The 13,080-nt window shown below is 66.4% G+C and carries 7 protein-coding genes; 4 read left to right on the top strand and 3 right to left on the bottom strand.

Translation table 11 applies throughout. The features are described from left to right. Window positions 1–1,061: 1,061 nt before the first annotated feature. Entirely contained in the window at window positions 1,062–1,724 is a 663-nt protein-coding gene (locus tag ABSF49_RS15060) for an exopolysaccharide biosynthesis polyprenyl glycosylphosphotransferase (RefSeq protein ID WP_424113472.1), read from the bottom strand. 372 nt (window positions 1,725–2,096) lie between these two features. Here ABSF49_RS15060 and ABSF49_RS15055 point away from each other — a divergent pair, with 372 nt between their 5' ends. After that, a complete protein-coding gene (locus ABSF49_RS15055) occupies window positions 2,097–2,651 on the top strand; it encodes a PEP-CTERM sorting domain-containing protein (RefSeq protein WP_424113471.1) in 555 nt (184 codons plus the stop codon). 490 nt (window positions 2,652–3,141) lie between these two features. On the opposite strand, the gene ABSF49_RS15050 is transcribed toward ABSF49_RS15055, so the two are convergent. Then, complete coding sequence (locus ABSF49_RS15050; protein WP_424113470.1) at window positions 3,142–5,082, bottom strand: AfsR/SARP family transcriptional regulator; 1,941 nt, start codon at window positions 5,080–5,082, stop codon at window positions 3,142–3,144. 568 nt (window positions 5,083–5,650) lie between these two features. Between ABSF49_RS15050 and ABSF49_RS15045 the strand changes: the two genes are divergently transcribed. From ABSF49_RS15045 to ABSF49_RS15035, 3 genes are all read left to right on the top strand, one after another. Then, complete coding sequence (locus ABSF49_RS15045; RefSeq protein ID WP_424113473.1) at window positions 5,651–6,412, top strand: PilZ domain-containing protein; 762 nt, start codon at window positions 5,651–5,653, stop codon at window positions 6,410–6,412. A gap of 274 nt (window positions 6,413–6,686) precedes the next feature. Beyond that, entirely contained in the window at window positions 6,687–11,564 is a 4,878-nt protein-coding gene (locus tag ABSF49_RS15040) for an nSTAND1 domain-containing NTPase (RefSeq protein ID WP_424113469.1), read from the top strand. 50 nt (window positions 11,565–11,614) lie between these two features. Next, on the top strand, window positions 11,615–12,256 hold the full coding sequence (locus ABSF49_RS15035; RefSeq protein ID WP_424113468.1) for a hypothetical protein: 642 nt from the start codon (window positions 11,615–11,617) through the stop codon (window positions 12,254–12,256). A gap of 471 nt (window positions 12,257–12,727) precedes the next feature. On the opposite strand, the gene ABSF49_RS15030 is transcribed toward ABSF49_RS15035, so the two are convergent. Beyond that, window positions 12,728–12,880 carry a hypothetical protein gene (locus ABSF49_RS15030; RefSeq protein ID WP_424113467.1) on the bottom strand — a complete coding sequence of 51 codons (153 nt, stop codon included), beginning with the start codon at window positions 12,878–12,880 and terminating at the stop codon, window positions 12,728–12,730. Between the last annotated feature and the right edge of the window lie 200 nt (window positions 12,881–13,080).

Genomic DNA, 13,080 nt, shown 5'->3' with positions numbered 1-13,080 from the left:
GGCGGCTCCGCGGACCCGCCCCCGGCGCCTGATCCAAGCGGTCGGCGCCCCTGATAGAGCGCCGGAGGAGCGATCAAAGGCGAGAGACAACGCGGGCGGCGCGACAATGGGGCGCCATTTTTGATGTCGCCGCGACAAATCTGCTGTCGGCATGCGACGCCAGGAGACCTTTGCGACTATAGAGCGCGGGCGGCGACAAACGCCCCGGTCGAAGCGTGCCGCTTGCGCCATGAGACCCCGGGATTCAAGCGATTTTTCTTGTCGCCAGCGGGGCGCCAAAAAGCTCAGGCGTCACTTGATCGAGACGCGGGGCGCCCCTAGGCCAGAAATGACAATAACATATATATATCAATATGTAAATAGTGATTTTGGTCTCGACGCAGCGCGCCTTTTTCGTCGCCGAATCGAGAGAATTACCGCGCCAGAAGTCGTCGTTAATCAATTTTGGCGGATCTCGCGCCTGCGAGCGCGCCGCGACCCGCGAACGGCCGCCGTCGACGCAAATTTGGCGATCCAACCGAGGTCAGATTCTCGCGCGCGGACCCGCGACGTTCATCCATTTGCCGCCGGTCGTGGGTTGAGATTGGCGCAGCGCCGGCGGAGCAACGGGCGATCGGCGGACTTGGCTGGGGCGCCCCATCGCCGCCGTCGTCGCTGGGCCGGTCTCGATGATGCCAGAGGAATGGGTTTGCCCTCTGCTCGGCGTCGATCCCGACGACTTCAATCATGACACGGAGACTTTCTCCGCGATCGCCGCCACGCTCATGCGGCACAACGCGATCAGCAGTACGCTACCCACGAAACCGAACAGCTTCAAACCCCTATTCCTGTGCAGCCTCCGCCCTTCGCCCAAAACGCGTGGCGCGACATTCCAACCGTCGTCGATGCATTGCGGCAGTTCTGGATGCCAAGCCGGTTCGCCCCGGGCACGTAACTTCCCGCAGACCTGCGCTGAGCAAGGGTATCCTCTTACCGCTTACGTTCAACCGCTCAGGCCATACACGGAATTCCTGACAGTCCCCGGCTGGCTCGTTGATGGGCTCAGAATCTCGAAGCGAGCCTCAATAAACATTCAGATATGCCTTCTCAGAGAGAAGCGTCATAAGCACGATTTTGAGATCTAACCAAAGCGACCAGTGATCGATGTAGTGCAGATCATACTCCACGCGGCGCACCATCTTGTCGATCGTGTCCGTTTCGCCGCGATAGCCGTTAGCCTGAGCCCAACCCGTAATTCCAGGCTTGACGCTGTGCCGACGACAAAATCGAGGAATGACTTCGCTGTACATCCTATTGTGAGCAATCGCCTGCGGTCGAGGACCGACGATCGACATCTCACCGACGAGAACGTTCAGAAGCTGGGGAAGTTCGTCTAGATTGGTGCGGCGTAACACGCGACCAACACGCGTAACGCGCGGATCGTTTTTCTTGACCTGCCTGAACTCGTCTCCATTTTCCATGACGCTCATAGAGCGAAACTTGAATACGGAAATCGTTTGCTCGTTGCGCCCGTGTCGCAGCTGTCGGAATAAGACGGGACCGTTGGAGTCGAGCTTGATCGCCAAGGCGATGATCAGGAAAAGTGGCGACAAGACAACAAGACCGGCGATCGCCGCGAGAAGGTCGAATGTCCTTTTGAGAGCCGCGCAAAGACAAAACTCTGCCAAGCTATGCGAGGTGACGACCTGGTAGAGGCGGTCTGAGTATCCGTTCGCGCTAGCCATTTTACGCATTCCGCAAATTTGCTAGAGTTCAATCGAACAAATACGTCGCACATTTTAGCAAATTCGTGCGGCAACATCGGCCAAAGCGTCAACGCTGCGTAACCTTCAAAAACCGTTGCGCCAATCGAAGAATGACGCGCAATTGTCGAAAAAATAAATCAAATTTAACGCGCTGCCGCTTGTTGGATTTGAGCTTCTTTAGATGCCGTCTGTTTAAGTCGCTGTCGTCGGAACGAATTCGACACTCGCCCCAGTCGCCCCTTCGCAACGACTGGCGGTCACGACGGAAGCAGGGACCAGCTTATTACGGTTTGAGTTGGCGATCCTCGTGCTTTTGGGCCGAGTGGATGTTGGCAATAAAGGAGATTCCCCGTGTTGAAGCTCAGCGATTTCCGATTTGCCGCCGTTGCGGGAACAATGCTCCTGTTTGCCCCCGCCGGCGCCGAGGCGACAGTATACAATTATGATTTCACGTCGACGGACGGTCTCTTGAACGCAGAAGGCGCCTTCACTGTCACTGGCGATGAGATCACGGGGGTTACCGGCGCCCTGAGCGGCCTGGTAACTCAGACCATCAACGCTATCGCGCCAAGCACCGCGCCCTACGGCTACAGCACCAGCCCCGACGGGGCGTTCTATTATGACAACGTGCTATCAGTAGCCACAAATCCGTTCCTAGACATCGGCGGCGTCCTCTTTACGACGACACAAAACCCGGGCGGCTATTGGAATCTGTGGGGCAATAGCTCTGGCAATTATTCATTGTTTGAATCTGCCCCCGGTCTTGGATATCCAATCCAGGAGATCGGAAATTTGACTGTCTCCGCAGTCGCCGAGCCCTCCACTTGGGCCATGATGCTGCTTGGTTTCGGCGGCCTCGGCTTCGTCGGATATCGCGCTTCGCGCAGGGGCGCCGTCGCCGCCTGAGAGAACCGTACCGCCAGCAATGAGAGGAAGGCCGCCTCGTCCGGCGGCGGCCCGACCATCTTTGCCAACCGGATTGGCGCTCGCTGCGGGCTAACGCGGCCCTCAAACGCCCCAAGCCCGTTCCGCGCGGTTCTATTGAACGGGCGTCAGCGTCACGATGAGGGCCAACAAATTGTCGATCGGCGAAGGATCCGAAATCGGTTTGACGCAACAAGCATCTGGAATCCTCACAGAGCCCCATCCTGGACGGTGGAGATTGACTTTCGATCTTCAGCCCACGGAATCGGGCGACAACGCGGTTCAGCCGGCGACGGTCCACCCGTCGCTGCAGACTATGACCGGACTCCAGGTAAGACGGTCGACCGCGCGGCAACGGAATGTCGGCTCTCGAGAAACCATCAATCGCGGCTGAAAGGCTTCCATGGGCGCCGAGCGGCCGTATGCTTCGCTGGGCTACAAGCTCTTCGCTCCGGCGGCCTTCAACAACCGCTCAGCTGAAGCCCGCGATCCGCAAACCCTCCGTGTAACGTTGGAGGAAGCCTTTGTTGCGGCAAGGCGATATTGCCAGCCAGGAACGGAGATCGAAGTTGGGGTTGAAGTTCATCGACGCTTTCATCACGCGCCGCGCCCCGGCGACGTCGCCCATCAAGGCGCGCGACGCTGCTGAGATGCGGAACGCTGGCGCCGGATTGTTCATCTGCTTGATTTGCAGCAGCGCCGCTTCGTAGTCCTCGCAGGCGAAATGGGCGCCGGCGAACACCCAGCGGACGTAATCGTCGCCGGGGTCGAAGCAAAGCGCGAGTTCGTCGAGCAAGGCGATCGCCTCGCGCGACTGGCCGTTGAAGACCAGCGCGTCGGCGAGATCGGCGTGCACGCCCTTGCCCTCGGGGCACAGGCGCGCGGCGCGTTTTAGGCACTCGATGCCTTCGTCGAGCCGCCGGCGATAGACGTGCGCCAGACCGAGCTCGTGATGGCCGCGGTGATCGTCGGGATTGATGGCGATCGCCTGTTTGGCGAGCTGTTCGGCGAGTTCCAGCGGCGCGACTTCGAGCGGCGCCCGCACCAGCCATTCCATGATGTGCGATCGCGCCAGCGTAGCGATGGTCGGGACAAAATTGGGCGCGAGCGCATGCGCCGACTTCAGCAGGCGGCGCGCGCGCCGGATCGACGGCAGATCGACGGCGTTGAGCAGCCGCTTCGCCGCGAGCGTGAACCGATAGGCGGCGCGCAACCCTTCGCCACTGTCCCACAGCGAGATCTCGCGATCCTCCACGTGTCGGAGGATCGCATTCAGCGTGACCGGCGCGCGCTCGAAATACTGGCCGGTGTCGGCGAACGACGCGACCCAAAGAATCTGATGCTCCGGCAGGGTGAGCAGGCGCAGCTGAATGGCGCTGGCGCGGCCTTGACCGAGGCGGACCTCGATCAGGTAGTCGGCCGCATTGTGCGCCTTCTGATCGACCGGCGCTTCGACCGCGACAACGGTCAGCGTCCGCATCTGCGCCAGACGGGTGGCGACGTCGGCGGCCAATTCGGCGACCAGCTCACGCCCGGCCGCGGGAGCGTAACTTGGCGCATGCGGCGAAACGATCACGTGCGGCAGCTGGTCGTTGCGCACGCCCAAGCGCGGCGCGTTCGCCGCCAATTCCGCCGCCCCATCGGTCGGCGCGCTCCCCTTCAAAGCGAACTCAACCGGGAGGACCACAACCGGAGCTGGCCGCCGCTCGGCACGGGTCTCATGGACATGGTCGCGCTCACAGCGATATTGGTCGGCTCGCGCCGCGTCGCCGCGTTCTTGATAGGCCTGGATCAGCGTGCGATAGGCGATCTCTTGGCGCGGATCGATTTCCAGAATGCGCGTGGCGGCGACGATCGCCGCCTCGTCGACCGGGCCGTCCGCCTGCGCCTCGACATAGGTCGTCAACGCCGTCAGAAATTCGTCGCGCAGCCTCGCCCGCTCGTGCGCGAGCCAGCTCTTGAGTCCTTCGCCGCGTGTGGTCAATCCGGCGAGCAGGTCGCCGCTGTAAGCTTCACAGGCGGCTGCGACATCCGACCCGCCGGTCGAATGGGTTGCCGCCCGAAAGCGGCGCAGATCAATCGAAACGTTGCGCAGCCTGAGGACGATCTCCGTGGCTGTCGTCTCCAACAGCTGCATGTCGGCGGCGATTTCGGCGGCGCGGATGCGAAACAGCAATTGGCGCAGATTGCCGGCTTGGCGAGCGTGATCGGCTTTTTCCCAGAGGAAGGCGCCCACCTCCGCACGCGAAGCGCGCCCGCCCAGGCAATCGAGCAGCAAGTAGGCAAGGAGCGCAAGGCCCAAGCGCGGCACGCCCGCCACGCCGCTCGACTTTTCGACGCCGCGGGAGGAGCCTAGGAGGACGACGCCGTTAACCTCGCCTCTCGCCGCCGCGGTCTCGTTCGGCGCCAACATTCAACAGTCGATTCCCAACCGATAAGTCATAACAAAGCCGAGCGGACCAACAACTCTGGAGCGACGACCTCACGTTCCCGCTACGCCGCTTGTAACGCATTTTCACATCAATGCAACGCTCTAAGAGAGCCCGACGCCTGTCGCAGAACTGCGCCCGACCGCCGCCAAAATTCGCTGCGCGAGGCCGGCGGAGCGTCGCCGTGGCCGGCGCCGGCTTAGCACGACCCGGCGCCGGCGGGCGGGCTCATCGGGAGGCGTCCCTCGGGCCGCCTCGGCGAATCTGCGCCGCCGCGACCGTCAAGTGTGTTCTCGCCGCTCGCTCCATGCTCAACAAGGTGGGGACGCCTCAAATCGCTGAAGCTCCCCAAGCCTGTTCCACTGCTGACGATCCCCGGGAGCGGCCCTTACTGTGGGCGTATGGTTGGCGCCGTTTCGGCGCTGAATCTTGCCGTATGGGCGTTACATCCGACCCATTTGTAACGGCTCTATGCGATTCCCAAGCTGACCCTTTGAATTGAAAACTCTCCGTTAAGATTGCGCGGTAATCGTACCGCACGCAGTGAAGGAGATGGCTCCGGCGTGCGACTATTCTGCGGGTCAATCCAACCTGCCGGAACCGGCGTCACATCTCAGCATTCACTCGAGAGAGGACCGTCGAAACGGCTTCGCTCTGACATCGTCCGTCGTCGGACTTTTAGCACGGGGGCCTGGCGCCATGTCACAAAGCGCATCCGAATCTGAACGCCGCCGCTACGGTCGTGTGGCTCTGAAGCTGCCCGGCCGCTACATGCTCTCGGACGGGCAGGAATTTGACTGCCAGATCATCGACGTCTCCCCGGCCGGCGTCGCCATTCGAGGTCCATTGCCAGGAGATTTCGGCGAGCATGTCGTCGCCTACATCCAAGAGCTCGGACGGATTGAAGGCGTGGTCGTCCGCCGCGCCGACGACTGGTTCGCCATCGAGTTGCACGTTCCTTCGAGCCGGCTGCGTAAGCTTGCGACGAGAATTGACGGGCTCACGCAGTGGCGAGCGGAAGGGACGCCCGAGCGGCGCAGCTACGCGCGCGTAGACCTCGATCCAGAGCCCACCACGGTGCAGCTGGGGGACGGCAGAGCGTTTGCGGGGACTCTCATTGACGTATCGACCGGCGGCGCGGCGCTGGAAGTCGATCTCGCGCCTCCTGTTGGCGCGGCCGTGACCATCGGCGAGCGACACGCGCACGTTTCCCGTCACTTCGCCGGAGGCATAGCGGTCACATTCGATCCGGATGCGGCCGGCGAGACCTTCGAGAAGATCGACGCCGTCGGAACTCGTGGGGCGCCTCGTTGATGGGTCCTAAGCGAGCCTAGGCCGAACCCGCCCTGACCGCGCGCCTCCCAACCGTCCTCGCGATTGAAAGCGCCGCGCCCGACCGGCCGCCGCCGCCCGCCCCATCGGGCGCATCGATCGCCTGGTTGTCGTCGAACTGAGGAACGCCTGGAGACGGCGACGACCTTCGCCAATTGACGCGCGCGGGGCGACGGGCGGCGCCCGCCCTTCCTTGCCGCGCGCACCGCCTCTGGCTATCTTCGCGGCAAGCGAACGAGCGATTGCGGCGGCGCGAATGACTGAAGAGGCGGTTCTCAATCTCTTCGTCTCCTCGCCCGGCGACGTCCAGGCCGAGCGCGAGCGGGTGGATCTCGTCGTCGAGCGGCTCAACGCCGAATTCGCCGGGCGCGTCCGCATCCGCGCGATCCGCTGGGAGACGGGCTACTACTCGTCGCACGCGACCTTCCAGACTCAAATTCCCGAAGCGAGCGCCTGCGATCTGGTCGTGGCGATCTTCGGCGCTCGGCTCGGTTCGCCGCTGCCGGAAGCGTTCCCCCACATGCCCTCGGGCGAAGCCTACCCGTCGGGGTCGGCCTATGAAGTCCTGAGCGCGATCGAAGCGCGCCGACGCGGCCAGGGCGTGCCCGACGTCTATGTCTTCCGGCGGCCCGGCGCGCCGCTGGTCGCGCTCGACGCCGCCGACCGCGCCGATGTCGAAGCGCAATGGCGGCGGCTGACCGAATTCTTCGAGCATTGGTTTCGCAGTCGTTCCGGCGAGTTTCTCGCGGCGTTCCAGGAATTCCAATCGACCGACGAATTCGCCGCCAAGGTCGAAGACTGCCTGCGGCAATGGCTGGCGCGTCGCGGCCACGCGGCCAAGGGCGCGGCGTGGGACCGCGCCAAGCTTGGCTCGCCTTTCCCCGGCCTCGCCGCGTTTGACGAGAGCCGGCAGGCCGTCTTCTTCGGCCGCGGCCTGTTCGTCGACCAGGCGATCCGCCGCCTGCGTGAGCTCGAGGCGCCGGCGAGCGAGGCGAGTCGCGCCTCCTTCCTGCTGCTGATCGGCGCCTCCGGGTCAGGCAAATCGTCGCTTCTGCGCGCCGGCCTCGCGCCGCGCCTCGCCATTCCCGGCGCCTTCCCGGAAGTCGACATGTGGCGGCGCGCGATCGTCTCCGCCGACGCCGACCCGTTCGCGGCGCTTGCTGCGGCGCTGGTCAAGCCCGAGGCTCTCGGCCCTGAACTCGCCGACGGGCCTTTCGCCGCCGCCGGACTGCTCGCCAAACAGCTCGCCGGCGATCCCGACGCGGCGGTCGCGCCGCTCAAAGACGCGCTTGCGCGCGCCGCCGCGACGCGGGCCCGCGAAGCAAACTTCGAAGCGCCGCGGCCGGCGAGGTTGTTCATCGGACTCGACCAGGCCGAGCGGCTTTTGTCCGAGACGCCGCCCGAGCTCGCCGGGCGCTTCGCCGGGTTGATCGAGGCTCTGGCGCGGCAGAAACTGGCGACGGTCGTCGTCGCGCTACGCAGCGACGCCTACGCGGGCTTCCAGGCGCTCGCGCCGCTGGTCGCCCTGCGCGAGGCCGGCGCGAGCCTCGACCTGCTCGCGCCCAACGCGAGCGAACTCGAAGAGATGACGACGCGGCCGGTCGCTTTGTGCGAACCGCCGCTCGCCTTCGAGCGCCGCGCCGGCCGCTCGCTCGCCGCCGACCTCGTCGCCGACGCCCGCGGCGGCGACGCGCTGCCACTGCTGCAGATGACGCTCTCGCGCCTCGCCGCGGCCGAGGCGGCGCGCGGCGACGGCGTGCTGCGCTTCGCCGACTATCGCGGCATGGGCGCGGCGATCACCGAGGCCGCCGACGAGGCCCTCGCCGGCCTCGACCCGAAAGCCCACGCTGAGTTGCCGAATCTGATCGTCGGCCTGGTGCGCGACGTCGCCGCCGATCCGGTCACCGGCGCGCCGACGCCGATCATCGGCGCGCTCGACCGCGCAGCCTTCGAGGCCGGCCGGCCCGAACGGCGCGCGTTGGTCGACGCCTTCGTCGCCAAGCGGCTGCTGACCGCCGAGGGCGACGCGGCGAGCCAGCGCGTGCGGCCGACCCACGAAGCGCTGCTGCGCATTTGGCCGGAAGCGACCGCAATCATCGCCGAGGCGGCGCAGCTGCTGCGCGTGCGCCATGCGCTGGCGCCGCTGGCGCGCGATTGGGCCGAGGCGGCGGAGGCCGACAAGCCGCGCCATCTCGACATTTCGCCGGCGCTGCTCGACGGCGCTGAGCGCTACGTCGAGCGCTTCGCCGACGAGGCCTCGGCGGCGACGCGCGCCTTCGTCGCCGCGGCGAGCGCCGCCGCCGCCCTGCGGCGCGACCGCGAGCTTGCCGAGCAGCGCCGCCGCGCCGCCGACGCCGAAGCGATCGCCGCCGCCAACAAGCGCATCGCCCGACGCACCGGCGTCGGCCTCCTCGTCGCCCTTGTTCTCATGGGGCTTGCCGGTTGGCAGTGGCGCGTCGCCCAGCAGCAGCGCGACCGCGCCGAACGCAGCCTGGCGCTCGCGACCGCAACCGCCGACGGCCTGGTGTTCGACCTCGCCCAGAAGTTCCGCAACGTCGCCGGCGTGCCCAAGGACGTGATCAAGGACATGCTCGACAAGGCGCGCGCGCTGCAGGAGCAGCTGCTCGGCGCCGGCGAGTCGAGCGCCAAACTCACCGCCAACCATGCCGCCGCCATGGGCGAGATCGCCGTCACCGAGCTTTCGCTCGGCGATGCGCCGCTGGCGCTGAGGTTCGCCGGCGAGGCGCGCGCCGTCTATCAGCGCCTCGTCGACGCCGCGCCCGACGATCTGCGCTATGTCCACGATCTCGCCTACACCGACGAGACGATCGCCGACGTCAAGCAGCGCCAGGGCGACTTCGACGGCGCCGAGGCCGCTTATGGTCTGGCGCGTTCGACCGTCGAGGCGGCGATCGCGCGCGGAAAGGCCGATCCGCAATTGCGTCGCGACCAATCGCTGCTCCTCCAGGACCTCGGCGGGTTGAAACGCGCGCGCGGCGACCTCGACGCAGCCCTCGCGCTCGATCGCGACGGGCTGGCGAAAGCGCAGGCGCTCGCCGAAGCCGCGCCCAACGATGCGGCAACGCGCCACGGCCTCGCGGTCGCCCATCGCAACGTCGGCGACGTGCTGCTGCAACAGAAGGCGATCGACGCCGCGGCGGTCGAATTCGACGCCGCGAGCGCCATCGCCGCCAAACTCGCGGCCGAGAATCCCGACGACACCCTGTTGCAGCGCGACTATACGCTGAGCCAGGAGCGGCTCGGCGACACGTTTTTCGCCCAGCGCGTCTACGCCGGCGCGCTGAAGGCTTACAGCGATGGCGAAGCGACCGCGGTTGCGCTCTCCGCCGCCGATCCTGGCAATCTCGAATGGCGCTACGACGTCGCCATCGGCCGGATCGAGATCGGCGACGCGCAGGTCGCGCTCGGCGATCTCGCTGGCGCCGAAACGTCCTTCGCCGACGCGGCCGTGATCGACAAGGCGCTGACCGGGCGCGACGCGACCAATGCGCAATGGAGCGTCCATTATTGGACTGCGCTCGACCGGCTTGGGGCGACGTTCGCCATAGGCGGCGACGAGGCGTCGGCGCTCGCGCCCGACCGCGACGCGCTCGCTTTCGCCGAGGCTGCGGCAGCGCGCCTTCCCGCCGACGCCGATTGGGCGCGCCGTGTCGCCCAATCGGCAGGCAAGGTCGGCGACGCGCTGTTGGCGACCAACGACCTCGATGGCGCGCTCGCCGCCGATCGCGAGGCGGTGGCGCGGCTCGACGCGCTGCCTGGCCCCGCTCAGTCGCGCGACGACCTCTTCCTCGCGCTGAGGCGGCTCGGCGGCGCGCTGTCGCTAAAGTCTGACGTCGGCGGCGCGCTCGACGCCTACGGCGGCGCCGAGGCCCTGGCGCGGGCGATGGTCGCCGACGACCCGCATACGCCGGCGCGCCGCGGGCAATTGGCGACGCTGCTGGTCAGCGAGGCGCATATGCTCAGCGCCGCCGGCCGCGGCGCCGATGCGCTCAAGGCGCTCAACGAGGCGGTCGCGCTGACCCGCGCGCTGACCGCCGAGGACCCCGCCCAGCCGCTTTGGGCCGAGGCCGGGGGAATCGCGCTCGACCGGCTCGCCGAGGCCTTGCAGGCGCAGGGCGACCAGGTCGGCGCGCTCGAAGCCTATCGCGCCAGCCTCGCCGCCGCCGAGGCCTTGCCGACGGCGCTGCGCCAGCGTGCGGAAGCGCGCGCGGCCGCGGCGACGAATGAGGAGGCGATTGCGGCGATCCTCGAAGCGCGCAAGGACTTCGCTGGCGCGCTCGCCGCGGCGCGGGCGGCGAGCGCGCTCCGCCACGGCCTCGCCGACGACGCGCCGGCCGAGGCGTCGCGACGGCGTGCTGAACTCATCGACCTCAATCTCGCCGGCCGGCTCGCCAACCTGTCTGGCGACGCCAAGGCGTCGCTCGCCGCCTTCCGCGACGGCCTGGTTGTAGCGCGCGCGCTCGCGGCGCCGCCCGAGGCGGGCGAACGCGCGCGCAGCGACCTTGCGCTGTCGCTGCTGCTGGTCGGCGACATGCTGTCCCAGACCGGCGATGCGGCGGGGGCTGCGACGATACTGGCCGAAGGCCTGGCGATCGCTGAGACGCTCGTCGCCGCCGCGCCCGCCAGTCCCCAGCACCGACGCATCGCCTATTTCCTCGCTCTCGACCTTGGCGACGCCCAGCTGGCGAATGTCGACTACGCCGACGCGCTCGCCGCCTATGTCGCCGCGCGCGATCGCGCCGCCGCGACGCTCGCTGCCGACACGAATGACGTCGAGGCCGCCGGGCGCCTCAAGACCAGCGTCGGCAAGATCGGGCTGCTCGCCAACGCGATGCTCGTCACGCGCGACTTCTCGGGCGCGCTGGCCACGCTCGATCAGGCGACCCCCGCCACGCCGGAGCAGAACTGGCTCGATCTGGTGCGCGCCGCCGCGTTGATGTTCCTCGGCCGGTCGGAGGAAGCGCGCGCGCTCTATGACAAGCACCGCGGCGAGACGACCTACAGTGGCAAGACATGGGAGGCGGCGACGCGCGAGACATTCGCCAACCTGCGCGCCAAAGGGCTGGCGAGCCCGCTGATGGACGAGGTCGCCGCGTCCTTCGCCCCGAACTGAAGCCACGCCCGCAGCGACAGCGGGGGCCAACGAGCGCGAAGCGCTCGCGCTTGGCGCCTGCCGCACGGGCAGAGATTCAGCCCAAATGCGCCGCAAGCTCGCGCGGTTCGCGACAGTCTGAGTTTGGGTCTATTCGATGTGGCTCGCCGAAGCTCCCGGGCAAGCGATATATTCACGGCGTCGTGGCGCGCTCTCGTCGCGGCCATGCACAGGGGGAGCATCCGATGCATCGGTCTCAGATCACATTCGCCGTCGCGCTGGCGATGGGCTTACCCAGCCTCGCCTATTCGCAGACGCCTGACACCAAATCACTTGTCTCGATGAAAGGGAGTTGTGTGGCGCAATTCCTCGGCAAACCGCTGGCCTGCGGCCCGCAGGCTATGTACGCGGTTCGCACCAATGGACAGGAGTTCGTCGCTTTCGCCACGGCGCAGGGGGTCATCTTCTTTTTCGGCGATCAGATCAGCCAGCCGACGCCAACCGATCACGTCATCGTCATCAACGATTCGCGCGTCGACCTACCCGACAAGGAACAATTCGAAAACAATCGCTTGCGTGGGAATTGCCGCCTCACGACGAATGGCGCGGGCGGCCCGATTTCGGCGATCGATTGCGACGCGACGAACCTGGACACTAAGCAGCGCGAACACTTTCAACTGAGCGCCGTCACGGTCATGCCGACGCCAAAGTGAAAATCGCTCCCGCCTGGGGCCGTCATGTGAGGCCAAATCCGCCGCGCCCGACAGACGCCGCGCCGATCGGCGCGCTTCGAAGCGCTGCGTGAACGCGAGGGCGTCGGCGGCGCCGTCGGACGCCGCAAGCTTAGGGTGGTCGCAGGAGTCGGGCATGCGGCGAAATGACGCTGCTGTCTTTCTTCTCTTGATCAGGCGCCATTCGTTGCTGAGCATGCCAATCGCGTCGCGTCACACAAGCGTTGGAGGCGAGCATGAAAGCGATCCGTATTGCCTTGGCGTTGGTTGGCGGCCTTTCTGTCTTGGGTGGCCTTGCCATCGTCGCTTCTGCGCCTGCTGAGGCTTGGTACTGTACGGCGCGGGGTACGACCGGCGCCACCGGCTGGGGCACGGCCCCCTATCTAGCGACCGCGCAAGGCATAGCGCTGCGACAATGCGCTTTGCGAACGCCGCGCGGCGCCGCCTGCTACATCATGTCTTGCAGGTAAGCGCAGCGACAAGCCGCGCCATGAATTCGCCGGCGCCGCGTTTCCGCTTGCGGCCGTTGAACCGCAGCGCAAACGCAAAGGCCTCGGCGAGGTTTTCAGGCGTCGCGGGCGTGACGCAGTCGGGGGCGTCGGTCAAGCGCTTCGCTAGCCCTTCGCCGTCATCAGGCTGGGCAGAGGACTTCCACCTCCAAGCTGTCGATCATGCTCGGGACACAAAGAAAACGCCGGCGAGGCGGCCCTCGCCGGCGTAAAAAGCGTTGGTTTTTGTGCGGCTTACTTGAGCGCGGCGCCGACTTCGGCGAACTCGCTCGACAGCTTCGTGCCGAGGGCCGACAG

It is taken from the genome of Roseiarcus sp. (genome assembly GCF_049514155.1).
Taxonomy (GTDB): domain Bacteria; phylum Pseudomonadota; class Alphaproteobacteria; order Rhizobiales; family Beijerinckiaceae; genus Roseiarcus.
The sequence above is the reverse complement of the archived record's forward strand: the minus strand, read 5'-3'. Positions and strand labels throughout refer to the sequence as shown.